This window comes from Kitasatospora sp. NPDC005748 (genome assembly GCF_040630735.1).
Taxonomy (GTDB): domain Bacteria; phylum Actinomycetota; class Actinomycetes; order Streptomycetales; family Streptomycetaceae; genus Kitasatospora.
This window is the reverse complement of the sequence record NZ_JBEXYD010000028.1, coordinates 1-24,625: the sequence shown is the minus strand read 5'-3', so window position 1 is coordinate 24,625 and position 24,625 is coordinate 1. Positions and strand designations below refer to the sequence as shown.

Below are 24,625 nucleotides of genomic sequence, written 5' to 3'. Positions count from 1 at the left end.
GCGGCCGCTCGGTGCGAGGTGCGGGGCGGGCGTCAGACGCTGAGGGTCTGACCCGGGAAGATGAGGTCCGGGTTGCCGCCGATCGCCTTGACGTTCTTGGCGTGCAGGCTCGCGGTGTCGGTGCTGAACTTGGCCGCGATGTCGCTCAGGGTGTCGCCGCTCTTGACGGTGTAGCTGCCGCCGGAGCCGTTCCGGTCGGCGGCGGCCGGCTTGGCCGGCATGGCCGGCTTGGCGGTGTCCTGGGACTTCCAGGACTGGGTCTTCTGCGACTTCTGGGCCTGGTCGCCCTGCGCGGCCTTGCCCGGGGCCTGCTTCGCCTGCGGGGTCTGCGCGGGCTTGGCGGGCTTGGCGGGCTTGGCCGGCTGCTGCGCCTTGGGGGCGGCCTCGGCGGCGGTGTCGACGGCCGCCGGGGCGCCGCCCTTGGCCAGACCGGCCTTCGCCGAGCAGACCGGCCAGGCGCCGGGCCCCTGCGAGGCGAGCACCTTCTCGGCGACCGAGATCTGCTGCGCCTTGGTGGCCTGGTTGGCCTGCGAGGCGTAGGCGGTACCGCCGTACGCGGCCCAGGTGGACGGGGTGAACTGCAGTCCGCCGGAGAAGCCGTTGCCGGTGCTGATGCTCCAGTTGCCACCGCTCTCGCACTGGGCGACGGCGTCCCAGGTCGAGGTGGACGCGGCGGAGGCCGAGGTGGCCGTGACGAGGCCGGCCACCGGCAGGGCCGCGACGGCCCCGCCGACCAGCACCAGACGGGCACGGCTGCGGCGCTTCCCGGCGGTGGTGGTGTTGGTGGTGGCAGCGGCGGTCTCGTTACGGATCGTCATGAAAGTCCTCTCGACAAGCCCCGGGCGGGCAGGCGGAACCAGACCCTTGGCAGGGCCTTCGCGCTCACCTCACTCGACGGGCGGCCGGGCACGTGTCGGACGTGCCGCGCCGCCCCGGCCACCCTCGCTCGCCGACGGCCTGTTCGAGCCGATCGCGTCAACGGGCACGGCCCTCGCGCCGGGGGTCAGTCGGCGGGCTGTGCGTCGGGGGTGAACCCGGGTGGTGCTCGTTGCACCGCCAATGAAGCTACGGCCCCACCCGGGGCGGCTTCAAGCAATTCTTGGACGCCGCAGGTCAGTTGACTGTTACCGGCGGTATCGATCATGAAACTGTGCCCGAAATTTACGTGTTTGACCGCATTTTCAAGATCGAATGATCAATTTCCGTGCCATCGCTCACACCTGTCCATCTGTGAGGCCCCCCACACCGTCGACACAGAGCGATGGCGAGCCGACGGACCGTCACCACCGCCACCGGAGTTCCCGGTTCCGCGGGCCGCCCCCGTGGCATCGCCCACACCTGTCACTCAGCGTGGCCACGCCATGCGCAGCGCGTAGCACACGACCAGTCCGTACCCGACGCAGTAGCTGAGCACCCGGGCCCGCGGCGAGAGTCGCGCGCCCACCGAGACGCCCACCGCCGCCAGCCCCTGCTGCCAGAGCAGCGAGGCCACCAGCACCCCGGCGACGAAGGCCACGCCACCCGGGCCGCCCCGCGGGCCGCTACCGCCCGTGACCAGGGCGGCGAAGTAGAGCGCGGTGGTCGGATTCACCGCGGTCAGGGCGGTGAACCGCAGGAAGGCCCGGACCGGAGGGCCCGCCGGCCCCGCCCCACCCCCGCCCGCCGCGCCCACGAAGGCCCTGCCGCCCCGGCCCGCCCTGCCGCCCCGGTTCGCCCTGCCCGGGCCCGCCGGCCCGCCCGGTGCCAGCCGCAGCCCGAGCAGCCCCCGGACCGCCACCACCACCAGCACCACCGCCGAGCCGATCCGGGCCCAGGACTCCCAGCCGGCGGAGGTCGATGCCCATCGGGAGCCGAGCGCCGTGGCGAGCGCCGCGTACGCCGCGTCCACGCAGGCCACCGCGCACGCCGCACTCACCGCGGCCGCGCGCCCGCGCCGCCCCTCCTCCAGCAGAAGCACCCCGACCGCCCCCAGCGGCACCGCCACGCCCAGCCCCGCCCCGACGCCCGCCAGCGCCGCCGCCGCGGGCCCCGCCGCGGCCGCCACGCCCTGGATCGGGTCCGTCGCCGTCACCCCGGCCCCGAGGGCCGTCCCGAAAGTCATGGCGCCACCGTGGCCCACCCGCCGCGACAACGGCGGCCGGAAACCGGCCAGGGCCGCGACAATCGCGGTATGGATGCCCTCGACAGCGAAATCATCGGCGAACTGCGCGCGGACGCGCGGATCTCCTACCGCGACCTCGGCGCGCGGGTGGGCCTGAGTGCCAACGCGACGGCCGACCGGGTCCGCCGGCTGGTCCGCAGCGGTGTGATCCGGGGCTTCACCGCCCTGGTCGACCCGGCCGCCGACACCGCCCGTCCGGGCCTGACCGTCTTCGTCGACGTCCGGCTGCGGCCGGAGACGGACAGCGACGCCTTCGAGACCACCGCGCTACGACTGCCCGGCGTCACCGAGGCCGCCCATGTCACCGGCGAGTACGACTACCTGCTGCGCGCCCGGGTGGCCGACGCCGCCGGACTCGACCAGCTGCTACGCCGGCTGAAGCACGAGGCGGGCGTCGCCCACTCCAACACCCGGCTCGCCCTGCGGATCGCCACCCGCTGACCGGGGACCCGGCACCGGGCACCCGGCCGGGTCAGATCCCGCCACCCAGCCCCGCGTCGCGCGCCAGCAGCGCCGCCTGCACCCGGTTCTCGCAGCCCAGCTTGGCGAGGATCCGGCTGACGTACGTCTTCACCGTCGCCTCGCTCATGTGGATCCGGGCGCCGGCGTCGGCGTTGGAGAGCCCCTCGCCCAGCAGGGCCAGCACCTCCAGCTCGCGCGCGGTCAGCACCTCCAGCCGCTGCCGGGCGGACGCGCCCCGGGCCACGGCCGGGCCGCTGCGGGCGCCGGCCAGCGAGTCCACGATGTACCGGGTCGCGGCGGGAGAGAGGAAGGCGTTCCCGGTGGCGGCGGCGCGGACGGCCTGGATCAGCTCGGCCGGCGCGGTGTCCTTGAGCAGGAACCCGGCCCCGCCCTCCGTGACGGCGCGCAGGACGTTGTCGCGCTCCCCGAAGGTGGTGAGGATCAGCGCCCGCGCGCCGGGCACCACCCGGCGCAGCTCGCCGAGGGCGGTCAGCCCGTCCATGACCGGCATCTGGATGTCCAGCAGGACGACGTCGACCCGGTGGGCCAGCGCGAGGTCGAGGGCCTGCCGGCCGTCCGCGGCCTCGGCGACCACGTCGATGTCGTCGGCGGAGGACAGGATCATCCTGATCCCGGCCCGGATGAGCGGCTCGTCGTCGGCGACGAGGACTCGGATCACTGCTGGTCATCCCCTCGATGTGGTGCGGGTGGCGCTGCTCGCCACCATCCTCACATCTCGCGGGCCGACCGGTCACCGGCCCGGGCGGCCCCGGTGGCGCGGCCTCAGGACCGGGCCGGGTAGTGCTGCTTCTCCAGCAGCACGCCGTCCTTGAAGCAGAACCGCGCCACCTCCTCCTCGCTCCCCAGGCCGCCCGTGGTCCCGTAGACGAAGTAGCGGCAGGAGGAACCGGCCGGCGGGGTCGGGCCGCTGCCCTCGTAGTCCTGGGTGAAGAGGCTGTTGCCGATCGGGAGGCGGCCCCCCACCTCGGCCTCGGGAGTGCCCTCCTGGAGCGAGTCGTACAGCCCGCGCGGCACGGTCGCGTCGCCCGCGGCGCCGATGAAGGCCACCACACCCCAGACCAGCAGGCCGAGCACGGTGAGCAGCACCACCACCCCGCCGACCGCGCAGCCGATCGCCGGGCTGCGCCGCCGCCGGTCGCCGGACCCGCTCCCGACCTCCGGCAGCACGTCCCGCACCCAGGCCTCCTCCTCCCCGGCCGCGCCCGGGGCGGCGGCCGGATCGCCGCCGGCCCCCTCGTAGGGGAGCACCGCGGCGAGCCGGAACCCGGCCTCGGCGGTCGGCCCGGCGTGCACCATCCCGCCGACCAGCCGGGCCCGCTCACGCAGTCCGGTCAGCCCCTGACCGCCGCTGACCGGCGCGACCCGGCCACCCGCCGGCACTTCGGCCGGCTCCGGGGCGCGGGGGTTGGCCACCTCGACCACCAGGGCGTCCGGCTCGTAGCGCAGCGCCACCGAGATGGGCGCGCCGGGGGCGTGCTTGTGCGCGTTGGTGAGCGCCTCCTGGACGATCCGGTACGCAGCCTGGCCGACGCTGGCGGCCGCGGGTCGGCGCTCGCCGTCCTCGCCGAAGGAGACCGTCGTCCCGGCCGCCCGGGAGGACTCGACCAGCTTCTCGATGCCCTCGGTGCCACCGGTGCGCACGGTGGCGCCGACCGGCCCGGCGACCGGGGCCGGCTCCCGGGCGCTCGACTCGTCGTGCAGCACGCCGACCACCTCGCGCAGCTCGCGCATCGCGGTGACGGCGGCCAGCCGCAGCACCCCGACCGCCTCCCGCTGCCGGTCGGACAGGGTGCGGTCGACCTCCAGCGCGCCGGAGTGGACGGAGATCAGGGCGAGCTGGTGGCCCAGGCTGTCGTGCATGTCCTGGGCTATCCGGTGCCGCTCGCGCAGCCTGGCCTGGTGCGCCACCATGGCACGCTCGCGCAGCAGCTGCTCGTTGCGCTCGCGCAGCGCGTCCAGCAGTGCCCGGCGCTGGGCCCGGTAGCGGCCCCAGAGCGCGGGCAGCACGGCGATCAGCAGGAACCCGCCCAGCGAGAGCCCGATCGTCAGCTTGATCGGCGTCGACCCGGCCTCCTTCACCACGCTGACGGCCGTCGTCAGCAGGAAGGCACCGGCGAACGAGCCGGCCAGCACGCCGACCCGCTTCACCCGGGCGCCGGCCGACCAGCCGGCGAAGACCAGCAGCGGCAGTGTCCCGCCGAACCAGCCGCAGGCGCCGGCCGCGAGCAGCAGCACGGTCGAGGGCAGGGCGCGCCGGAGCGGGAAGAGCACGGCCGCCCCGAGGCCGACGACCGGCCAGAGGCAGGTGTGGGAGACCACTTCGATCAGCGCCGCGAGCGCGCCCACCAGCAGCGCGCCGACGGCCTCCCGAGCCACCGTCCAGGGCCGCCAGGGCCCGGGCAGCGCCGCTCGTACCGCCCTCGACCAGGCCTTCGCTATCGCGTCCACGCCGCGAGGTTAGCGAAGCGGGCCGCCCGGGCACCGCCACCGTTCGTCGTTGCCCGCCCCGACGAAAGTCGCGGGCCCGACGAAAGTCGCGGGCCCGACGAAAGTCGCGGGCCCGACGGCGGCTGCGGCCGGCTCACCCGTAGGCGGTGAGCATCAGCGCCACGTCGTCCACCCGGTCGGTGGAGCCGACCTCCTGCAGCAGCCGCTCCGCCAGCCGTTCCAACCCGTCCTCCGCGTCGCCGGCCGCGCCGGCCGGTCCGGTGAGGGCGTCGCGCAGCCGGTCCACGCCGTGGTCGATCTCCACCGCGGGGTCCTCGACCAGCCCGTCCGTGTAGAGCGCGAGCAGCGAGCCCGGCGCCATCCGGAACTCGCTCACCGGGTACTCGGCCCAGTGGTCGACGCCGAGCAGCGGCCCGCCCGCCACGTACAGCGCCTCGGTGCTGCCGTCCGGGTGGCGCAGCACCGGCGGGAGGTGGCCGGCCCGGGCGATCCTGGCGGTGCCGTCGGCGGGGGTGAGCCGGATCAGGCAGCAGCTGGCGAGCAGCCCGGGGTCGAGGTCGAGCAGCAGCCGGTTGGTCTGCGCGAGCACCTGGTCCGGCGGGTGGCCGCTGGCGGCGAAGGCCCGGACCGCGCTGCGCAGCTGGCCCATGGTGGCGGCGGCGCCGACGCTGTGGCCTTCAACGTCGCCGATCACCAGGTTGAGGTCGTGGCCGGTGACGATGGCGTCGTACCAGTCGCCGCCGATCTCCATCCCCTGGGTGCCGGGCAGGTAGCGGGCGGTGATCCGGACGTTCTCCAGGCGCGGCAGCCGGTGCGGCAGCAGGGCCTGCTGGAGGCCGCGGGCGAGGGCGAACTCGGCGTCGTAGAGCCGGGCCCGCTCCAGGGCCTGGGCGATGAAGCCGCCGAGGGCGGTGAGCAGCCCGCGTTCCTCCAGGGTGAAGGCGCGGGACTCGTCGAAGCCGATGATGCAGCTGCCGACCGGGTGGCCGGAGGCGATCAGCGGGAGGAACGCCCAGGCGCGCATCTCGTCCAGGGCGATGCCGGGGTAGGCGGCGGCGAGTTCGTGGACGGACTCGAAGAAGATCGGTGTGCCGGAGCTGAGCGCCTCGGCGCCGGGCACCCGGGCGCCGACCGGGGTGCCCTCGAAGCGGTCCAGGAAGCCGTCCGGGTAGCCGCTCTGGGAGACCAGGTGGAGGCGCTTGTCGCGGACGGTGTAGATGGCGAGCTCCTGGCCGCCGAAGGCCGGCAGGATCTGGTCGGCGACGGCCCGGCAGACCTCCCGGACGGTGACGGCCTCGCTCAGCGCGCTGGCCAGCTGGAGCAGGTGGTACATGGCCCCGACGCTGGTCCGGGCGCCGGGCGGGGGTTCGGCCGGCGGCTCCGGCGCGCCGGAGGGCGGCTCGGCGGCGACCACCCGACCGGTGACGCCGTGGGTGTCCGGGTAGAGCGAGAACGCCAGCCAGCCGTCCGGCGGGCGGGCCGCGAGGAAGGCGGTGGGCTGCTGGGAGACCATCGCGGCGCGGTAGCGGTTCTCGTAGACCGGGTCGGAGAGCCAGGGCAGCACGTCCCACGGGTGGTGGCCGACCAGGTCCTCGCGGCGGGCGTGCAGCAGCAGCTCGACGCTGCGGTTGGCGTAGGTGATCCGGCCGTCCGGGTCCAGCGAGAAGACGCCGTCGCGCAGCCGCTCGACGGCTTCGGCCGCGGCGGTGCCGGTCCGGGTGTCCAGCACGGCGCCGACCAGGTGGGTGCGGCCGTCCGGCCCGGCCGTCTCGGGCACCCGGCCCCAGAACTCGACCGGATAGGGGTGGCCGCCCTGGTCGAGCGCCCGGACCCGGGCGGCCAGCATCCGGCCCTCGTCCAGCGCGGCCCGGGCGGCGGCCCGGAACTCCGGCAGGTCGCCGGGGGCGATCCGGGTGGTCAGGGTGGCCGCCCGGCCGTCGAACTCGGCGGGCGACATCCCGAAGATCTCGCAGAACGGCTCGTCGACGGCGAGCGCCCCGGTGGCCAGGTTCCAGTCGAACAGGCCGACCCTGGTGGTCGGCGGGGACGGTGGCGCCAGCTCGACCACGGCGGTCTCGCCATTGGGTTCGATCAGCCGCCCGTTCCCGTCCAGCGCCGCCAGCGCGGCGGCCAGCCCGTCGGCCACCGACCGCAGGTGCCGCTGCGCGCCCGCCGGCACGCCTTCGTCCGAGGCGGCCCAGAGCACGCCGATCACCCCGTACGTCTCCTTGCCCGATTTGACGGGCACGCAGGCGGAGGCGAAGTCGTAGGGCATGCCGACGGCCATCTGCGGGAAGCGCCGCATGGTGTCCTCGGTGTCGGCCAGCGCGATCACCCGGCCGGTGCGGAAGCTGACCGCCACCGGCATCGGCCCGGCCGCGGCGATCCGCCGGTACTGGGCGATGATCGACAGCGGCACGCCCGCGATGGTGCAGAGCACCAGTGAGCGCCGGTCCCGGGCCCGCAGGTAGACCATCCCGCCGTACGCGTCGGTCTCGGCGAGCACCCTGCGGACGGCAGTCGCGAGCAGCGCGTCCCGCTCGTGCGTCGCCCCGGCCACGGCATCGCGCTCCCGGGGGCGGCGCGCGTCGGGTCGCGTCGCCCGAGTCCCGCCGGTCACATGCGGACCGGGCCGGTCCGCCGGCACACCCTGGCGCATCTTCTCTTGCTACGCCCGGGTCAAGGGACTGTCAAGGCGAGCCCCGCGTGCCGCCCGGGCCGGACCGCGCCAGCATGGTCACGATGCCGACCGATCCGGGCCGCACCACCGTGGTCAACCTCAAGGGCCATCGCGACGATCCCGACTACGCCGACGTCGTCTACGTCGGGCGGGCGATGCACCGCGGCGGCTGGCACCTCGACGAGTCCCCGCTGCACTGCCCCTACCGGCCCGGACCGGACCTCAGCCGGGAGCGGATGCTCGCCGAGTACCGCGCCTACCTGCTGGACCGGCCGGACCTGCTCGCCCTGCTGCCGGAGCTGCGCGGCCGCCGGCTCGGCTGCTGGTGCGTCCCGCTCGCCTGCCACGCCCAGGTGCTCGCCGAGCTGGCCGACCACGGCAGCTGAGGCGGCCCGCCGGGGCCGGCGGCCCTCGTCCGGGTGGCCGGGCACCGCCCCCGGCACCGGACGCCCGCGAACCGTCCGGACGCGCTTCGATATCCTCACTCGGACAGCGCAGCGCAGCGGCTGCCCCGGGGAAACGAGTACGTCCATGCAGCCGGCACCGTCCGACCGTGCCCGAACGGCGCAGACCGAGGAGGCCGCCGCCGCCTGGCAGTGGGACGGCGAGAGCGACGACCGGCCGGCCGAACCGGCCGACGTGCTGAGTGGCGGCTCCGAGGCGGGCGGCGGGCCGCGGCTGACCCGGCGGCGGCTGCTGACCGGCGCCGGGGTGCTCGCGGCGGGCGCCGCGGTCTGGGCGTTCGCCCGCTCGGCGGACGAACCGGCGCCCGCTCCGCCCCGGCCGCTGCCGACCCGCGTCGCCGGACCGCCGCCGCTCTGGACGTACCGGGGCCGGGAGGCGATGGCGGCCGAGCGGCTGACCGGCCGCCCGGCCGTCCCCGTCTTCCTCACCCGCGAGGGGCTCCAGGTGCTCGATCCGGCCGACGGCAGGCCGCTGCGGCTGCTGTCGTTCGCCACGGCCAAGACGGACTGGCCGAACGACGTGCAGCAGCCGGGCGCCCATGTGGTGGTCGGCCCCGACCGGGTGTTCACCACCTCCAACGGCCACCTCGACAGCCACCACCTCACCGACCCGGCCGCCGAGTGGAGCCTGCCGCTGCCGGAGGAGCTGGGCAACGGCACCGTCACGCTGTTCGGCTGCGCGGGCGACGTCGTGTACGGCGAGTTCCAGCCCCGGCCGTTCGCCGGGGACGGCCGGCTCTTCGCGGTGCACGTCACGGACCGCCGGGTGCTCTGGTCCCGTCCGTCCGAGGGGGAGCGGCCGCTCTCCCCGCTCACCGCGGCCGGGGGCCGGGTGCCGGCCTTCGACGGCCTGGCCGGCGGCCTGCGCCTGCTGGAGGCCGCCACCGGCAAGCGGCTCTGGACGGTGCCCACCGACAGGGGCACGGGCTGGGCGGTCACCGATCCGGAGCACGTCTACGCCCCGCAGGGGCCGGCCGGGCTGCGGGCCCTGCGGGTGGCGGACGGCGGCCCGCACTGGTCGGTCGTCCCGGGGCCGGCCGACGAGTGGCGGCTGCTGCCGCCGGTCGCCGGTGGCGCCCTGGTCCACCTGTTCCGCGACAACGGCCTGGTCACCGCCCACGCCGCGGACACCGGGGCCCAGGTCTGGGAGCACCGCCTGCCGTTCCGGCTGGACCGCCGCAGCAGCCCGCTGCTCGCCGGGCCGGTCCTCTACGTGCCCGGTCCGGCCGCCGCGGGCGTCCGCGCCCTGGATGCCGCCACCGGCGAGGAGCGCTGGACCTTCCGCGACTCCGGCCCCGGAGTGGACGTCTGGTCGCTCTCCCACGACGCGACCCGCCTGTACGCCGGCCACGACGACGTCCTGCACGCGCTCCCGCTCGCCTGACCCGCGGTCACCGCTGCGCGGCCCCGGTCCCGCCGCCGCCCCGGCGACGGGGGAGGATGGCGGCGTGCAGGTACACCCGATCTCGCCCGACCGGCTCGCCGAGCGCCTCGCCGACCGCGTCACCGCCCTGCCCGGAGCCGGTGAGCGGTGGCTGCGGGTCGCCGTGGACGGCGCCCCGGCCGCCCGGCCCGACGCACTCGCCGACGCGCTGGTGGAGCCGCTGCGGGAGCGCGGCCGCCCCACCCTGCGGGTGTCGGCGGCCGCCTTCCTCCGCCCGGCCTCGGTCCGGCTGGAGTACGGCAAGCAGGACCCGGACGCCTACCACGACCTCTGGCTGGACGACGGCGCCCTGCTGCGCGAGGTGCTGGACCCGCTGGAGCCCGGCGGCACCGGCCTCGTCCTGCCGTCGCTGCGCGACCCGGTCACCGACCGGGCGACCCGCGCGCCGTACACGCCGCTGCCGCCCGGCGGCGTGCTGCTGCTGGACGGCGCGCTGCTGCTCGGCCGCTGGCTGCCGCTGGAGCTGACCGTCCATCTGGCGCTCACCCCGGCCGCGCTGGCCCGCCGCACACCGGCCCAGGAGCAGTGGACGCTGCCCGCGTTCGCCCGCTACGCGGCCGAGACCGTCCCCGCCGAGGCGGCCGACCTCACCGTCCGGGTCGACGACCCGCGCCACCCGGCCCTGGTCGAGTAGCGGTCCGCGGCCCGGGGGCCGGCCCGCGCTGGCAGTGCGGGCACCAGAACGCCACCCGCTCCTGCGGCGGCGTGCCCTGGGTCGCCGTCCGGACGACCGTGCCGCAGCGCGCGCACGGCCGCCCGGCCCGGCCGTACACCCAGTGCCGGCGGCCCGGCCGGGTGTCGCCGGTGGTGACGTGCCCGGGGCGCAGCCGGTTGGCGTCGAGGATCTGCTGGGAGCGCTCCACCAGCCTTTCGGGGCGCGGGAGTTCGCCGACCGGCGTCCACGGGGTGACCCCGGCGAGGAAGCAGAGCTCATTGGCGTAGACGTTGCCGATGCCGGCCAGGTTGCGCTGGTCGAGCAGCGCCTCGGCGAGCGGCCGACCGGGCTGGGCCAGGAGCCGGCGGACGGCCTCGCCCGCGTCCCAGTCGGGGCCGAGCAGGTCGGGCCCGAGGTGGCCGACGACCCGCTCCTCCTCGGCGGTGCGCAGCAGCTCGACGACGGGCAGCCGGTAGCCGACCGCCGTGCTGTGCTCGGTGCCGAGGACGGCCCGGATCTGCCAGGCGGGTCCGCCCGACCATCGCTCGCCGGGGCGGTAGACCGCCCAGCGGCCGTCCATCCGCAGATGGGTGTGGAGGGTGAGACCGCCGTCGAGCCGGGTCAGCAGGTGCTTGCCGCGCGGGGCGACCTCCAGCACCCGCCGCCCGGTCAGATCGGCGGTGGCGTGCGCGGGCACCCGCAGATCGGCCGCGGTCAGCACCCGGCCGGCCAGTTCCTCGTGCAACCGGGCCGCCACACGGTAGACGGAGTCACCTTCAGGCATGCCCCCATCCTCCCCCGCCGGCCGGCGCCGACACGGTCGGCGGGGCCTACTTCTCGCGCACCACGACGACCGGGCAGGGGGCGTGTTCGGTGAGGTGGCGGCTGACGGATCCGAGCAGGGCGCCGGAGAATCCGCCGAGGCCCCGGCTGCCGACCACCAGCAGGGCGGCGCCCTGGGCCGCCTCCAGCAGGGCCTGCGCGGCGTTGCCGGGCATCACCGTCTCGGCGATCCGGACCCCGGCCTCGGCCCCGGCGACCTTGGCGACCGTCTCGGAGAGCGTCCGCCCGGCCAGTTCCTCGGGATTGAAGCCCTCGGCCGGGGGCATCGCGAGCCCGGCCCAGCCGTAGAACGCCGGGTACTCCCAGGCGGCGATCGCCCGGACGCCGCCGCCGGCCAGCCTGGCGTAGTCGATCGCCCAGCGCAGCGCCCGCTCCGAGGCGGGCGAGCCGTCCACGCCGACGACGATCAGGGGTTCCGCGCTGTCGGCCATGCCGCTGCTCCTTGTTCGACTACCTCGGCTTCACCTGCCGCTGACCAGGCAAACATAGATCAATACGGGCATATGGCCGCTAATTGCCACGCCGAAGACGTCGAACACTTTCGAACCCTGTGCGGTCCCACCCCGAGACCGAAGAAGCGTGACGTGCCCGCGGGTCCGGTGGACGGGCGGCCCGGAGGCGGAGATCTGGTACTGGCGGGTGCGCGGGCTCGTTGCCCGCGCACCCGCCAGGGTCTCTGGATGGACGGTCCGTCAGGCCCGGTAGGCGGCCCACGCGTTGGACATCCTGGCGACCTGTCCGGGGGTGAACTGGGTCATGCAGGAGTCGTAGGTGTAGTCCATGAAGTTGTGGATCGGGTCGACGCCGGTGGCCGTGCAGGTGTCGCGGCCGGCCGGGCACTGGTACGCGGCGGTCTTCTCGGCCGGGGTGTCCGAGACGTAGTCGCCCTGGCCGCCGCAACCGCCCTGGAAGGTGTGGTACAGCCCGAGCCAGTGGCCGACCTCGTGGGTGACGGTGTCGCCCTCGTTGTAGTTGGTGGCCGAGCCGCCGGGGAACGAGCTGTCGAGGATGACCACGCCGTCGTCGCTCGGGTTCGACCGGTAGGAGCTGGGGAAGGTCGCCCAGCCGAGCAGCGACTGGCCGAGCTTGGCGGTGTAGAGGTTGAGGGCGTTGGCACCGCCCTTGCGCAGCGAGCTCTTCATCGACCGTTCGGCCGAGGAACCCGGGGTGATGCCGTTGTACCAGGACGAGTTGTCGGTGTAGTCGGTGCCGGTCAGCTGGAACTGGAACTGGCTGGCGGTGTTGCCCGCGCCCTGGCCGCCGTAGGCGGCGTTGAGGACGGAGATCTGCCGGCTGATGTCCGTCGCGGTCAGCTTTCCCGTCGATCCGGCGTGGACCACGTGGACGTACACCGGGATGGTCGTGGTGGCGGCGAGCGTCCCCGGGGCGAGCAGCGCGCTGCCCTGGGAGGAGTGGGCCAGTTGGGCGACCCGGGCGCTGAGGTCCGCGTCCATCGCGTGGGCCTGGGCCTCGGTGACGGCGTTGGGCTCCTGGCCGCCCGGGCTGCCGGCGGGCTTGCGGGCCCCGGCATCCTGGCTCTCCCCGCCGACGCACGGGGCGGCGACCGCGCCGGGGGCCTGCGCGGCGGCGGTGGAGAACGCCGAGGGGGCGGCGAACTGGGTGAGCCCGAGGGCCGTGACGAGGGCTGCGGCGCTGAGGAATCTGCGGGGGACACGCGAGGGTACGCGGGCAGAACGACGCATCTGCGCTCCTGAGGGGGAGTTGTGGGGGGTGGCGGAGGGGGGCCGCCGAGCCTAGGCTACGCAGGGCCGCGTGTACGCGTCAGGTTTCTTCCGGCCGCGAAGTTCTGACGACATATCGGACATAACCCGGAAGCCCGATCGAGTGACCCCGGTCACAGGTGGAGCATTTCCGGTGCCGCACGGTCGGGGCAACGCCCCCGGGTTGTCCGAAAGTTGACGCCCCGTCCGCCGGACAGGCCTCGGAAGGCCGACCGGACCGGTCGGGTGGGCGGCCCCGCACCGCCTCGCCGAGACTACGACGCCACGAAGACGATCTCCCGCACGGCGCGCGCACCGGCCCGGTCGAGTACCACCGCCGACGCACAGCCCGCCGGCGGCTCGCCCGTCCCGGCCATCCGCCCGCGCAGCCGCCGGGCGGACTCGCGGTGCCGGGCGAAGGCGTACGCGGAGACGCGCTGGCCCCGGGCGTGCTGGCCGTCCCGGGCCTCCTCCGCGCTCGCGTCCAGCAGGATCAGGTGCACCCGGCGCCCCTGCCGGGCGGCCGCGCGGCCCAGCCAGTACCGCACCCAGGGCAGCGTGCCGCAGTCGTGCACCGCGAGCGGGCCGCCGGCCAGGACGGCGCGGCGCAGCCGCCGGTAGTGCGCGGCCCGCACCAGCGGGCGGTAGGCGGCATAGGGCAGCCAGCCGGGGACCCGGGCCGCGTACTCCTCCCGCACCTGCTGGGAGTCGACCAGCGGGGCGCGGACGCAGCGGCGCATCAGGGTGCTCTTGCCGCTGCCCGGCAGGCCCGACACGACCAGCAGGTCGTCGGCGCGGTAGTGCAGCGCCTGCGCGGGCACCGCGGCGGCCCCCGCCTCGGGGCACCCGGCCGCGCCGGGCCCCCGGCGCAGGTCGTGCAGGCCGCGCGGGCGCAGCACCGCCGCGGCCGGGCGGACCTCGGCGGCGCACGCCGATCTCGGTACGGGCACCTTGGCCCCGGACACCCCGACCTCAACCACCGGCACTCCCCCTGACTCCGCGGCCCCGGCTCCCCGGCCTCCGCCTCCCGAAGAAACCTTCCCCCTTCAAGAGAGAGTAAAGACTAGTGGTCAGCGCCGGTACGGCCGAGCCCTCCCGCGCCGCGGCGGCGCCTCCCGCACAACGCCCTCGCACCACGCCCTCGGAACCGACGCATTCGCCCCGGCCGTTCGTACCGGCTGTCTCGGCCCGGCTGTTTCGGCCCGGCTGCCCGGGGCTGAGCGCGCCGCCCCCGCCCGCCCGCTCCCACCCGGCGGCGCAGGCGGGCGCAGGCGGGCAGGGGCGGGCAGGGGCGGGCAGGGGCGCCGGACGGTCGCGGGGCGGGTCAGCCCAGCTGCGGAGCGACCCGGGAGGCGATCAGCTCCAGGTGGTCGAGGTCGTCCAGGTCGAGGATCTGGAGGTAGAAGCGCTCGGAGCCGACGGCGGCGTAGCGGCCGATCGTCGCCACCACCTCGTCGGGGGTGCCGGCCAGGCCGTTGGCCTTCAGCTCGTCCACGTCACGGCCGATCGCGGCGGCCCGGCGGGCCACCTCGGCGTCGTCCCGGCCCACGCAGGCGACCAGGGCGTTGGAGTACACCAGGTCGTCGGCCTGGCGCCCGGCCCGCTCGACGGCGGCCCGGACCCGGCCGAACTGGGCGGCGCTCTGCTCGACCGAGACGAAGGGCAGGTTGAACTCGTCGGCGAAGCGGGCGGCCAGCGCCGGCGTCCGGGTCGGGCCCGTGCCGCCGACCAGCACCGGGATCTTCTCCTGGGCGGGCTTGGGCAGCGCCGGCGACTCGGTCAGCCGGTAGTACTCGCCGGCGAAGTCGAAGGTGTCGCCGACCTTGGTGTTCCAGAGGCCGGTGATGATCGCCAGCTGCTCCTCCAGCCGCCCGAACTTCTCCTTGGGGAACGGGATGCCGTAGGCGGTGTGCTCCTCCTCGAACCAGCCGGCGCCGAGGCCGAACTCGACCCGGCCGCCGCTCATCGCGTCGACCTGGGCGACCTGGATGGCGAGCACCCCGGGCAGCCGGAAGGTGGCGGCGGTCATCAGGGTGCCCAGGCGGATGGTGCTGGTGTCGCGGGCGAGGCCGGCCAGCGTGATCCAGGCGTCGGTCGGGCCGGGCAGGCCGCTCACCCCGCCCATCTTGAGGTAGTGGTCGGAGCGGAAGAAGGCGCTGAAGGCGCCGAGCTCCTCGGTGGTCCGCGCCACCCGGAGCAGCGTGTCGTAGCTCGCGCCCTGCTGGGGCTCGGTGAAGATTCGAAGATCCATGCGGTCCATTCTGGGGCAGATCGCCCCGTGCTTCCGGGCGATCCGCGCTTTCGGCCACCCGGCGGGGCGGGGGGGCGGGACCGGCCGGGCCGCGGGCGGCGGGGTGGCCAAGGTCTCAGCCCGCGCGGCCGCTCCCCCGCCGCCGCTCGCCTACCTTGGACGGATGTTCGCCACGCCCGACGAGTCCCACCGCGACTCCCCCGACCAGCCGGCCGGCTGCCCGCTGCCCGGGATCGTCGCCGCCTTCACGCCGCGGCTGGCCGAGTTCGCCTTCGAGCCCGGCTTCGTCGCCGCGGTCGACCAGCACGTCGCCCAGTTGCGCGAGTTGCTCTACGCGCAGGGCCCGGCGCTGCTGCCCCTGGCGCTGGACCGCGCGGAGCTGTCGCAGTACGCGGCGGAGTTCGTCGACGCGCTGATCGACATCGGCTGGCGGGAGCCGGTGGGGTACGACTTCGCGGTGCACCGGCTGACCGCGATCTGCTGGCTGGTGCGCGAGCAGGACCTGCTCACCCGCTGAGGACGGGCGCGGCCGGGGCGATCCTCCCGGCCGGGCCCGGCGCCGGCGGGTCGACGCGTACAGTGGCGGTCCAACGGACGGACGGCGGGGGCGGGACGGTACAGGGTGAGCGGCGACACGGGGAGCACGGTCCGGGCGGGTCGCGAGAGCGGTGCGACCGGCCACCGGGCGCTGGTCTGGCGGGAGCTGCCCGAGCGCCCGGTGGCCGCGGTGCTGGTCCTGCACGGCGGCCGGGAGCACGGCCTCGGCCGGCCCGGCCCGGTCAACCTGCCCGGTCTGCGGATGACCGGCTTCGTCCGGGCCCTGCGCCGGGAGACGGCGGGGGCCGGGGTCGCGATCGGCACCGTCCGCTACCGTCACCAGGGCTGGAACGGCGAGCGCGCCGACGCCGCCCGGGACACCCGGGCCGCGCTCGGCGACCTGGCCGAGGAGCTGGGGCACGTGCCGACCCTGCTGGTCGGCCACTCGATGGGCGGCCGGGCGGCGCTGCGCGCGGCGGGCCACCCGAACGTCACCGGCGTGGTCGCGCTGGCGCCCTGGTGCCCGGCGGAGGATCCGTGCGAACAGCTCGCCGGCCGGAGCGTCCTGATGCTGCACGGCGACCGCGACAAGGTCACCGGCCCGGCCGACACCCGCGCCTTCGCCGCCCGCGCCCGCTCGGCCGGGGCCGGGGTCTGCGGCTACACCGTGGTCGGCAGCGGTCACGCCCTCCTCCGGCGCTCCGGTGACTGGCACCGTGCCACCGCCCGGCTCTGCACCGGACTGCTCGGCCTGCGCGACCTGCCCGCCGAGGTCGGGGCCGCGCTGGCGCTGCCGGCCGGCAGCCGCGACGCCCTCGCCCTCCCGCTCCCCGCCCAACCGCGCACGGCGCCACCGCGCCGCCTCACCCCGGTCCTGCCGACCGACGCCTGACGCCGCGCGCCGGCGGCCGCCCCGGCGGTCACCGCACCCCGGCGGCCGGGCCGGGCGCGGGCACCGCGCGCTCCGCCGCACGGCTGACCTCCTCCCAGCCGGCCCAGGTCTCCATCCTGGTCCGCGCGATGTCGAACGCCAGGTCGTAGACCATGCTCCCCAGCAGCAGGCGCAGCGGAGGCTCGTCGCTGTCGACGAGCCGGAGCAGCGCCTCGGCGGCGAGCTTCGGGTCGCTGTCGACCGAGCCCTCGGCGAACTGCTTCGCCAGTTCGGCCCGGAGCGGGTCGTAGGCGTCCAGGGTGTCGGTGCTGTGCATCGCCGTGTAGAGGTCGGTCCAGTAGCCACCGGGCTGCACGATGCTCACCTTCACGCCGAAGCCCGCCACCTCCCTCGCGATCGCCTCGCTCAGGCCCTCCAGCGCGAACTTGCCGGCGCTGTAGAGCCCGGTGCTCGGGAATCCGCCCAGCGCGGCGACGCTGGAGATCTGCACCAGGTGCCCGGAGCCTTGCCCGCGCAGCACGGGCAGCACCGCCTGGCTCACCCAGAGCGCGCCGAAGAAGTTGACGTCGAGGTGGGCCCGGGCCTCGGCCTCGCCGAACTCCTCGACCATGCCCATCGAGAGCATCCCGGCGTTGTTGACGACGATGTCGAGCCGGCCGAAGTGGCCGACGGCCTCGGCGACCGCCGCGAAGACGGCGCCGCGGTCGGTCACGTCCAGCCCGAGGGGCAGCACCCGCCCGGGGTGGGCGGCCGCCAGCTCCTCCAGCGGCCCGGTGGTGCGCGCGGCGACCGCGACCCGGTCCCCCGCGGCGAGTGCCGCGTCCGCGAAGGCGCGGCCGAGGCCCCGGCTGGCGCCCGTGATGAACCAGACCCGGTCGGTACTTGCGGCTGAGGTGCGCATACCCGGTACTCCTCCACTTGCGAGAGACGAGACGGTTCGTCTCGTTTGATGGCTCCACTATCGCCCCCGTTCCGGCTTCTCGTCAAGACGAGACGTATCGTCTCATTGGCTTCGCGTGCGGCCGGTGATCCGGGCCGGGCGGTCCATCTGCACCGCGCACGACCCTTTTTGACGGTTCTCGACCGCGATGATCGCCCGGCCGGTAGCGTCACTCCTGTCGTCCGAGGCCCACCGGCACCGGCTGCCGCACGGGCACCGTGTGCCGCCCGGTGCGACATGTCAGGGCGGCGCTACGGGGAGCGCGCCTTCGTGTGGACCCCGAGGAGTGAGAACCAGTGATGACTGCCAGGCGCCACCGTGGAGTCGACGCCACCGCCGGACGGGCGGCCCGCCGATGACCGTCGCACCCCGGCACCCCTTCGAGGCCGAGGCCGGTCTCGCCGACTACCTGGAACGGCACGCCCGCACCTCCCCCGAGAAGACCGCGATCATCCACCCCGACGGCCGGGAGCCGGACGGCGCGATCCGCTACCGCGAGCTCAGCTACGGCGAACTGCAACGCCGGGTCGAGGAGTTGGCGGCCGGGTTCAGCCGGATCGGGATCACCTCGGGCATGCGGACCATCCTGATGCCCAAGCCCGGACCGGATCTGTACATCCTCGTCTTCGCGCTGCTGCGGATCGGCGCGGTACCGGTGGTGGTGGACCCGGGCATGGGCATCAAGCGCATGCTCCACTGCTACCGCGCGGTGGGCGCGGAGGCCTTCGTCGGGCCCTCGGTCGCGCACGCCGTCCGAGTGCTCGGCCGCCGCACCTTCGCGACCGTCCGGATCAAGGTGACGCTGGGCCGGCGCTGGTTCTGGGGCGGCCACACCCTGGACGGGCTGCTCGGCGGCTCCGGGTCGGCGCCGGCCCGGCCGGTGACCGGCGACGACCTGATGATGATCGCCTTCACCACCGGGAGCACCGGGGCCGCCAAGGGCGTCGAGAGCGTCCACCGGATGGCCACCGCGACGGCCCGCCAGATGCACGCCGCGCACGGGCGCGACCGTGACGACATATCCCTGGTCACCGTCCCGATCTGGGGGCTGTTCGACCTCATCTACGGCTCGACCATGGTGCTGGCGCCGATCGCGCCGGCCAAGGTGGCGCAGGCGGACCCGGAGCTGCTGACGGCGGCCCTGACCCGGTTCCGGGTGTCCACCGTGTTCGGCTCCCCGGCGCTGTTCCGCGTCCTCGCCGCCCACCTGGAGCGCGAGCGCGTCCCACTGCCCGAGCTGCGCGGCGTGGTGTCCGCCGGCGCACCCGTCCCGCCCGACCTGGTCGCCTCGCTGCGCCGGGTGCTGGACGAGCGGACCGGGATCCACGTCGCCTACGGCGCCACCGAGGCGATGCCGATCTCCTCGATCGAGTCCACCGAGATCCTGGGCGAGACGGCGGCCCGGGGCGCGCTGGGCGACGGCACCTGCGTCGGCCGGCCGGTCGACGGGACGCTGGTGCGGCTGGTGCGGGTCGACGACGGCCCGCTGCCGGACTGGGAGGACGACCTGGCGGTCCCCGCGGGGGAGATCGGCGAGATCGTGGTGGCGGGGGACGTGGTCAGCCCGCGCTACCACGCCACCGCGGACGCCAACGCCCAGTACAAGATCCGCGAGCGGCCCGCCGACGGTCCCGAGCGGACCTGGCACCGGACCGGTGACCTGGGCTACCTGGACGACGCCGGGCGCCTCTGGTTCTGCGGGCGCCGGGCCCAGCGGGTGCGCACCGCCGGGGGCGACCTGCACACCGTCCGCTGCGAGGGCGTCTTCAACGCGCACCCGCTGGTCCGGCGCAGCGCGCTGGTCGGCATCGGGGCCCCCGGGGCCCAGCGCCCGGTGGTGTGCGTGGAGACCGAGGACGGCGTCTCCGAGGAGCAGTGGCCGGAGCTGCTGACCGAGCTGCGCCGGCTCGGCGCCGACCGGCCGCTGACGGCCGGGCTGCGCGAGTTCCTGCGGCACCCGGGGTTCCCGGTCGACATCCGGCACAACGCGAAGATCGGGCGCGAGGAGCTGGCCGGCTGGGCCGAGCGGCAGACGGCCGCCCGCACCTGAGCCGAACCGCGCGGGCCGGTCCGGACGGTGCTCCCGTCCGGACCGGCCCGCGCGGGTGCCGGGGGGTCAGCGCGTCAGCGCGTCAGCCAGAAGGCCTCGCGCTGGAAGGCGTAGGTGGGCAGGTCCACCCGCCGCCCGCCCGGTAGGGCGGTCCGCCAGTCGACGTCCTGGCCGCGCACCCACCGCCGGGCGAGCGCCTCCAGTTCGCCGGCCGTCCCGGTCGCCGGGGCCGCGGTGTCCGCCCCCGGCCGGCCGTCGATCACGTTCTCGGCCGGCGCCCCCTCGGCCACCGCCTTGAGCCCGCCGAGGAACCCCTCCCGGTCGGCGGCGAACACCACCGCGCGGTGCTCCAGGCCCGCCCGGCCGGTGGCCAGCGAGAAGGCGACGTCCAGGGCGGACGGCTCGGCCCCGGACTCCAGGAAGGCGGCGAGGCGGGCCGCCTGGGCGGCCAGCCCGGCCGCGGTGCGGCCCGACAGCGCCCAGGGCAGCGGCCCGTGCTGCCGAGCCGGAGCGCCCCCGGCGTCCGGGGCGTCCTCGGCCACGTGTTCCAGCACGACATGGGTGTTGGTGCCGCTCATCCCGAACGAGGACACCCCGGCCCGCCTGGGCCGACCGGTCTCCGGCCAGGACCGCGCCCGCGTCAGCAGCCGGACCGCGCCGGCCTCCCAGTCCACCTGCGGTGACGGCCGGTCCGCGTGCAAGGTCCTGGGCAGCACGCCGTGCCGCATGGCCAGCACCATCTTGATCACTCCGGCGACGCCGGACGCCGACTGGGTGTGGCCGAGGTTGGACTTCATGGTGCCCAGCCAGAGCGGCCGTTCGGGCGAGCGGCCGGCGCCGTAGGCGGCCAGCAGCGCGGTGGCCTCGATCGGATCGCCCAGCGCCGTACCGGTACCGTGCGCCTCCACCGCGTCGACCTGATCGGGCGTCAGGTCGGCGTTGGCCAGGGCCTGCTGGATCACCCGCCGCTGCGCCGAACCGTTGGGCGCGGTGAGCCCGTTGCTCGCGCCGTCCTGGTTGACGGCCGAGCCGCGGACCAGGGCCAGCACCGGGTGCCCGTGCCGGCGGGCGTCCGACAGCCGCTCCAGCAGGACGACGGCGACGCCCTCGGCCATCCCCATGCCGTCGGCCTCCGCCGAGAAGGACTTGCAGCGGCCGTCCGCCGACAGCTCGCCCAGCCGGCTCAGCCCGACCAGTTCGGAGGGGTAGGACATCACGGTGACCCCGCCCGCCAGGGCGAGCGAGCAGTCGCCCTGGCGCAGCGCCTGGGCGGCCAGGTGCAGGGCGACCATCGAGGACGAGCACGCCGTATCGACGGTGACCGCCGGGCCCTCCAGGCCGAGGGTGTAGGAGACCCGACCGGAGAGGATGCTGATCACGTCGCCGAGACCGAGGTGCGCCGACAGCTCGTCGGTGACCTCGGCCCGGGCGCCGTAGCCCTGGTAGCGGGAGCCGATGTAGACGCCGGTTCGGCTGCCGCGCAGGGCGTGCGGGTCGATGCCGGCCCGCTCGACGGCCTCCCAGGAGGCCTCCAGCAGCAGCCGCTGCTGCGGGTCCATCGCCAGCGCCTCGCTCGGGCCGATGTCGAAGAACCCGGGGTCGAACTCGGCGGCGTCGTGCAGGAATCCGCCCTCCCGCGTGCAGGTGGTGTCGGGGCGTCCGGGCTGCGGGTGGTAGAGGCCCGCGAGGTCCCAGCCGCGCTCGGTGGGCAGCCCGGAGACGGCGTCCGTACCGGCGTCGAGCAGCTGCCAGAGGTCCTCGGGCGTCCGGACGCCGCCCGGCAGTCGGCAGCTCATCGCCACGATCGCGACGGGGTCGTCCCCGGCCGTGGCACCGGCGGGCGCCGGGTGCTCGGCCACCAGGGGCGACTCCCCCAGGATCTCGGTCCGCAGCCGGTCGGCGAGCGCCCGGACCGTCGGGTGGTCGAAGACCACGGTGGTCGGCAGCCGCAGGCCGGTCGCGGCGTTCAGCCGGTTGCGCAGGTCGACCGAGGCCAGCGACTCGAAGCCGAGTTCGCGGAAGGGCCGCCCGGTCGCGATCGCCTCGGGCGAGTCGTGGCCGAGCACCGCCGCCACCGTCCCGGCGACCAGATCCAGCAGCTCCCGGTCGGCCTCCGCCGCCGGGCGGCCCGCCAGGCGGTCGCGCCACCGGGCGAGCGCGTCCGCCGCGTGCCCGGGCTCCGGCTGCTCGCTCCGGCGGCCCCGGCGGGCCTCGGGGATGGCGTCCAGGAGCGGCCGCGGCCGGGCGGAGGCGAAGGTCGGCACGAAGCGGTCCCAGGCCACGTCGACCAGGGCGACGAAGGTCTCGTCGCGGTCCAGCACCTGCTGGAGGGCGGCGACGGCCGGTTCGGGGTCCATCAGCGGCAGCCCCTGCCGGAACAGCCGGCGCTCGGCCTCCTTCGACGGGCCCTCGGGGCCCCAGCGGTCCGGGGTGTTCCAGAGCCCCCAGGCGACCGAGGTCGCCCGCAGCCCGCGGGCCCGGCGCTGCTGCGCGAGGGCGTCCAGGTAGGCGTTGGCCACCGCGTAGGCGCCGTGGTCGCCGCTGCCCCAGACCCCCGCGACGGACGAGAAGAGCACGAAGGCGTCCAGGTCGTCCCGGTCGAAGATCTCGTCGAGGTGGCGGGCGCCGTCCGCCTTGGCCGCGACCACCTCGGCGAACTCCGCCGGGGTGGTGGCGTCCAGCGAACTCAGCCGGATGAAAGCGGCCGCGTGCACGACGGCCCGCACCGGCGTGCCGTCCGCCGCCAGCCGGGCCACCAGCGCGGCGAGCGCGGACCGGTCCGCGACGTCGCACGCGGTGACCGTCAACCTGGTACCGGCGGCCGCGAGTTCGGCCCGCAGCGCGTCGGTGGCCGGACCGCCGGCGGCGGAGCGGCTGGTGAGCACCAGGTGCTCGGCCCCGCTGCGGGCCAGCCAGCGGGCGAGATAGGGGCCGACCGCCCCGGTGGCGCCGGTGAGCAGGACGGTGCCGCGCGGCCGCCAGCCGGCCGGTTCGGCCGCCGTCCCCGGCTCGGCCCCGGCTCCCGCTGCGACCTCCGCCCCGGGGGCCGGGGCCGACGCGCGGACCAGCCGGCGCGCGTACAGGCCGCCGGCCCGGACGGCCACCTGGTCCTCGTCGGCGATCCCGGCGAGCACGCCGCACAGCCGGGCGCGCGCCCGGTCGTCCGGCTGCCCGGGCAGGTCGACCAGGCCGCCCCAGCGGTCGGGGTGCTCCAGGGCGACCGTCCGGCCCAGGCCCCAGAGGGCGGCCTGGCCGGGGCTGTCGAGCGGGTCGGCGGCGCCGACCGTGACCGCGCCGCGCGTCGCGCACCAGAGCGGGGCCGCGACACCGGCGTCACCGAGCGCCTGCACCAGGGTCAGCGTGAGCACCAGGCCCACCGACAGCGCGGGGTGCTCGGGGTGCGGCTGCCCGGCCGGCGCCAGCAGCGACAGCACGCCCGCCAAGGGCTCCGGCCCGCCCGCGAGTTCGCGCAGCCGGTCGGCCAGCCCGGCGCGGTCCGCGGCCGGGTCGAGCGCGATCCGCAGCACCCGGGCGCCGTGCTCGGCGAGGGCGCGTTCGGCCTCGGCGGCCCACGGGTCACCGGTGTCACCGGCCGGGGCCACCACCAGCCAGGTGCCGGACAGGGCCGGCCCGGACGGCTCGCGCAGCGGCTGCCAGTCGATGACGTACCGCCAGCCGTCCACCACGGACAGCGTCCGCTGCCGCTGCCGCCAGGCGGCGAGCAGCGGCAGGGCGGGCGCCAGGGCGTCGACGGCCGCCCCGCCGTCCGGTCCGGCGCCCAGCGCGCGGGCCAGGGCCTCGGTGTCGCCCTGCTCGACGGCCGCCCAGAACGGCTGGTCCGCGAGCGGCCGGCCGCCCGGCTCCGGCTCCTCCTCCGGCTCGGCGTCGAGCCAGTAGCGGCGGCGCTGGAAGGCGTAGGTGGGCAGTTCGACCGGGCGGCCGCCGGCGGTGGCGGCGCTCCAGTCGACCGGCACTCCGGCGGCCCAGAGCCCGGCCACCGAGGCCAGCAAGCGCTCCGGCCCGCCCTCGTCACGGCGCAGCGTGCCCGTCACCGTCGCCGTGGCCTCCGCGCTCTCGACGGTGTCCTGGATGCTCGCCGCCAGCACCGGGTGGGGGCTGACCTCGACGAAGACCCGGTGGTCGTCGTCGAGCAGCGCCCGGGTGGCGGCCTCGAACTCCACCGGCCGGCGCAGATTGGCGTACCAGTAGGCGGCGTCCAGCTCCCGCCCCTCCATCAGCCGCCCGGTGACCGAGGAGTAGAACGGGATCGCGGCCGGGCCCGGCACGACCGGCGCCAGTACCCCGGCCAGCTCGTCCCGGACCAGATCGATCTGCGGCCCGTGCGAGGCGACGCCCGCCTGGACCCGGCGGACCCGGACGCCGTCCGCCTCGCAGTCCTTCACGAAGGCGCCCAGCGCGTCGAGGTCCCCCGACACCACCACGGTGCCCGGCCCGTTCACGGCCGCCACCGAGAGCCGGCCCTCCCAGGCCCGCAGGCGCTCGCGCACCTGCTCCACCGGCAGGAACACCGGGGCCAGCCCACCGCGTCCGGCCAGTCGGGCCAGGGCCCGGCTGCGCAGCGCGGCCAGCCGGGCGGCGTCCGGGAGCGTCAGCACGCCGGCCACGCAGGCCGCCGCCACCTCGCCCTGGGAGTGCCCCACCACGGCCGAGGGTTGCACCCCGTAGGAGCGCCAGACCGCCGCCAGCGACACCAGGACGGAGAACAGCACGGGCTGGACGACGTCGATCCGGTCCAGCGACGGCGCGCCGGGCGCGCCCCGCAGGACGTCCAGGAGGTCCCAGTCGACGAAGGGCTTCAGCGCCTCGGCGCACTCCGCCATGCGGGCCCGGAAGACCTCCGACTCCGCCAGCAGCTCGACACCCATCCCGAGCCACTGCGAGCCCTGGCCCGGGAAGACGAAGACGGTGCCGTCGTGCTCGGTGACGGCGGACCGGACCACCGCGGCGGCGGGCCGGCCCTCGGCCAGCGCGTCCAGGCCGTGCAGCAGCGCCGCCCGGTCCGCGCCCAGGACCGCGGCCCGCTCCGGCAGCGCCG

The 24,625-nt window shown here is 76.0% G+C and carries 19 protein-coding genes; 7 read left to right on the top strand and 12 right to left on the bottom strand.

Translation table 11 applies throughout. The features are described 5' to 3' along the window. Positions 1-32 precede the first annotated feature (32 nt). Entirely contained in the window at positions 33-818 is a 786-nt protein-coding gene (locus tag ABZ495_RS20785) for a transglycosylase family protein (protein ID WP_359807732.1), read from the bottom strand. A 527-nt stretch (positions 819-1,345) separates the two neighbouring features. Then, complete coding sequence (locus ABZ495_RS20780) at positions 1,346-2,101, bottom strand: LysE family transporter (protein WP_359807730.1); 756 nt, start codon at positions 2,099-2,101, stop codon at positions 1,346-1,348. Positions 2,102-2,170: 69 nt separating this feature from the next. On the opposite strand from ABZ495_RS20780, the gene ABZ495_RS20775 reads away from it, so the two are divergent. Continuing rightward, entirely contained in the window at positions 2,171-2,602 is a 432-nt protein-coding gene (locus ABZ495_RS20775; protein WP_329491109.1) for an Lrp/AsnC family transcriptional regulator, read from the top strand. Positions 2,603-2,633: 31 nt separating this feature from the next. On the opposite strand, the gene ABZ495_RS20770 is transcribed toward ABZ495_RS20775, so the two are convergent. The 3 genes from ABZ495_RS20770 to ABZ495_RS20760 form a co-directional block, all read right to left on the bottom strand. Then, the gene (locus tag ABZ495_RS20770; protein ID WP_359807728.1) at positions 2,634-3,302 is read right to left on the bottom strand and encodes a response regulator transcription factor; all 669 of its coding nucleotides are present in this window, start codon (positions 3,300-3,302) and stop codon (positions 2,634-2,636) included. A gap of 104 nt (positions 3,303-3,406) precedes the next feature. After that, positions 3,407-5,092 carry a histidine kinase gene (locus ABZ495_RS20765; RefSeq protein ID WP_359837323.1) on the bottom strand — a complete coding sequence of 562 codons (1,686 nt, stop codon included), beginning with the start codon at positions 5,090-5,092 and terminating at the stop codon, positions 3,407-3,409. 133 nt (positions 5,093-5,225) lie between these two features. After that, positions 5,226-7,652 carry a SpoIIE family protein phosphatase gene (locus tag ABZ495_RS20760; RefSeq protein ID WP_359837321.1) on the bottom strand — a complete coding sequence of 809 codons (2,427 nt, stop codon included), beginning with the start codon at positions 7,650-7,652 and terminating at the stop codon, positions 5,226-5,228. A 182-nt stretch (positions 7,653-7,834) separates the two neighbouring features. Between ABZ495_RS20760 and ABZ495_RS20755 the strand changes: the two genes are divergently transcribed. The 3 genes from ABZ495_RS20755 (at position 7,835) to ABZ495_RS20745 (ending at position 10,314) form a co-directional block, all read left to right on the top strand. Next, complete coding sequence (locus ABZ495_RS20755) at positions 7,835-8,158, top strand: DUF4326 domain-containing protein (protein ID WP_359807722.1); 324 nt, start codon at positions 7,835-7,837, stop codon at positions 8,156-8,158. Between the two features lie 145 nt (positions 8,159-8,303). Next, a complete protein-coding gene (locus tag ABZ495_RS20750) occupies positions 8,304-9,620 on the top strand; it encodes a PQQ-binding-like beta-propeller repeat protein (RefSeq protein WP_359837318.1) in 1,317 nt (438 codons plus the stop codon). 64 nt (positions 9,621-9,684) lie between these two features. Beyond that, the gene (locus tag ABZ495_RS20745) at positions 9,685-10,314 is read left to right on the top strand and encodes a uridine kinase (protein ID WP_329491103.1); all 630 of its coding nucleotides are present in this window, start codon (positions 9,685-9,687) and stop codon (positions 10,312-10,314) included. Here ABZ495_RS20745 and ABZ495_RS20740 read toward each other — a convergent pair. The 5 genes from ABZ495_RS20740 to ABZ495_RS20720 form a co-directional block, all read right to left on the bottom strand. Continuing rightward, a complete protein-coding gene (locus tag ABZ495_RS20740) occupies positions 10,268-11,119 on the bottom strand; it encodes a DNA-formamidopyrimidine glycosylase family protein (protein ID WP_359837316.1) in 852 nt (283 codons plus the stop codon). The two genes, ABZ495_RS20745 and ABZ495_RS20740, sit on opposite strands and share 47 nt — an antisense overlap. Positions 11,120-11,165: 46 nt before the next feature. Continuing rightward, on the bottom strand, positions 11,166-11,609 hold the full coding sequence (locus ABZ495_RS20735; protein WP_359807711.1) for a universal stress protein: 444 nt from the start codon (positions 11,607-11,609) through the stop codon (positions 11,166-11,168). Between the two features lie 261 nt (positions 11,610-11,870). Continuing rightward, entirely contained in the window at positions 11,871-12,881 is a 1,011-nt protein-coding gene (locus ABZ495_RS20730; RefSeq protein WP_359807709.1) for a zinc metalloprotease, read from the bottom strand. Positions 12,882-13,174: 293 nt separating this feature from the next. Then, on the bottom strand, positions 13,175-13,879 hold the full coding sequence (locus ABZ495_RS20725) for an AAA family ATPase (RefSeq protein ID WP_359837314.1): 705 nt from the start codon (positions 13,877-13,879) through the stop codon (positions 13,175-13,177). A gap of 344 nt (positions 13,880-14,223) precedes the next feature. After that, the gene (locus tag ABZ495_RS20720) at positions 14,224-15,150 is read right to left on the bottom strand and encodes an LLM class F420-dependent oxidoreductase (protein WP_329491098.1); all 927 of its coding nucleotides are present in this window, start codon (positions 15,148-15,150) and stop codon (positions 14,224-14,226) included. Positions 15,151-15,313: 163 nt separating this feature from the next. On the opposite strand from ABZ495_RS20720, the gene ABZ495_RS20715 reads away from it, so the two are divergent. Then, on the top strand, positions 15,314-15,667 hold the full coding sequence (locus ABZ495_RS20715) for a DUF6401 family natural product biosynthesis protein (RefSeq protein ID WP_359807706.1): 354 nt from the start codon (positions 15,314-15,316) through the stop codon (positions 15,665-15,667). Positions 15,668-15,853: 186 nt separating this feature from the next. Beyond that, entirely contained in the window at positions 15,854-16,579 is a 726-nt protein-coding gene (locus ABZ495_RS20710) for an alpha/beta hydrolase (RefSeq protein WP_359837391.1), read from the top strand. Between the two features lie 28 nt (positions 16,580-16,607). On the opposite strand, the gene ABZ495_RS20705 is transcribed toward ABZ495_RS20710, so the two are convergent. Continuing rightward, the gene (locus ABZ495_RS20705; protein WP_359837311.1) at positions 16,608-17,480 is read right to left on the bottom strand and encodes an SDR family NAD(P)-dependent oxidoreductase; all 873 of its coding nucleotides are present in this window, start codon (positions 17,478-17,480) and stop codon (positions 16,608-16,610) included. A 394-nt stretch (positions 17,481-17,874) separates the two neighbouring features. Here ABZ495_RS20705 and ABZ495_RS20700 point away from each other — a divergent pair, with 394 nt between their 5' ends. Continuing rightward, on the top strand, positions 17,875-19,569 hold the full coding sequence (locus tag ABZ495_RS20700) for a fatty acid CoA ligase family protein (protein ID WP_359837309.1): 1,695 nt from the start codon (positions 17,875-17,877) through the stop codon (positions 19,567-19,569). Between the two features lie 74 nt (positions 19,570-19,643). Here ABZ495_RS20700 and ABZ495_RS20695 read toward each other — a convergent pair. Then, on the bottom strand, positions 19,644-24,625 hold a 4,982-nt coding region (locus ABZ495_RS20695; protein ID WP_359837307.1), incomplete at its 5' end, for an SDR family oxidoreductase.

Coding starts and splice junctions, on each gene's coding strand:
- ABZ495_RS20785 (WP_359807732.1), bottom strand. CDS start 818: ATGACGATCCGTAACGAGACCGCCGCTGCCACCACCAACACCACCACC.
- ABZ495_RS20780 (WP_359807730.1), bottom strand. CDS start 2,101: ATGACTTTCGGGACGGCCCTCGGGGCCGGGGTGACGGCGACGGACCCG.
- ABZ495_RS20775 (WP_329491109.1), top strand. CDS start 2,171: ATGGATGCCCTCGACAGCGAAATCATCGGCGAACTGCGCGCGGACGCG.
- ABZ495_RS20755 (WP_359807722.1), top strand. CDS start 7,835: ATGCCGACCGATCCGGGCCGCACCACCGTGGTCAACCTCAAGGGCCAT.
- ABZ495_RS20750 (WP_359837318.1), top strand. CDS start 8,304: ATGCAGCCGGCACCGTCCGACCGTGCCCGAACGGCGCAGACCGAGGAG.
- ABZ495_RS20740 (WP_359837316.1), bottom strand. CDS start 11,119: ATGCCTGAAGGTGACTCCGTCTACCGTGTGGCGGCCCGGTTGCACGAG.
- ABZ495_RS20735 (WP_359807711.1), bottom strand. CDS start 11,609: ATGGCCGACAGCGCGGAACCCCTGATCGTCGTCGGCGTGGACGGCTCG.
- ABZ495_RS20730 (WP_359807709.1), bottom strand. CDS start 12,881: ATGCGTCGTTCTGCCCGCGTACCCTCGCGTGTCCCCCGCAGATTCCTC.
- ABZ495_RS20720 (WP_329491098.1), bottom strand. CDS start 15,150: ATGGATCTTCGAATCTTCACCGAGCCCCAGCAGGGCGCGAGCTACGAC.
- ABZ495_RS20715 (WP_359807706.1), top strand. CDS start 15,314: ATGTTCGCCACGCCCGACGAGTCCCACCGCGACTCCCCCGACCAGCCG.
- ABZ495_RS20705 (WP_359837311.1), bottom strand. CDS start 17,480: ATGCGCACCTCAGCCGCAAGTACCGACCGGGTCTGGTTCATCACGGGC.
- ABZ495_RS20700 (WP_359837309.1), top strand. CDS start 17,875: ATGACCGTCGCACCCCGGCACCCCTTCGAGGCCGAGGCCGGTCTCGCC.